Below are 464 nucleotides of genomic sequence, written 5' to 3' on the forward strand. Positions count from 1 at the left end.
CCCCGGCCGCGCCCGCCTCCTGCGTCCCGCCGTGCTCGCCGCCGCCGGGCTCGCGGGGGCCGCGCTGCTCGTCGCGTACGGGCCGTACCCGCTGTCCATGGTCGGGATGCCCGGCGAGAAGGTGTCCAACATGGCGCCGCCCACGCTCGCCCTGCTCTGCCACGGGCTCTGGCTCGTCGGGGCCGTCGAGCTGCTCGCGGCGCCCGCCGGGCGGCTGCTGGCACGGCCCCGCGCCTGGCGGGGCGTGGTCGCCGCCAACGGGATCGCCATGACCGCCTTCCTGTGGCACCTCACCGCCATGCTCGCCGTGTACGCCGCCCAGCTCGCCCTCGGCATGCGGCTGCCCGAGCCCGCCTCGGCCGCCTGGTGGGCCCAGGTGCCCGTACGGCTCCTGCTCGCCGCCGCACTGACCGGGCTGCTCGTCGCGGTCTTCCGCCGCTTCGAAGCCCCGGCCTCCGCCCCCG

At 78.4% G+C, this 464-nt stretch carries 1 pseudogene; it reads left to right on the forward strand.

Annotation, left to right across the window (positions count from 1 at the left end):
- Positions 1 to 464, forward strand: a pseudogene (locus tag HYE82_RS37025) (acyltransferase); the annotation flags it as partial.

The organism is Streptomyces sp. BR123 (assembly GCF_013401435.1).
In the GTDB taxonomy this organism is placed as follows: Bacteria; Actinomycetota; Actinomycetes; order Streptomycetales; family Streptomycetaceae; genus Streptomyces.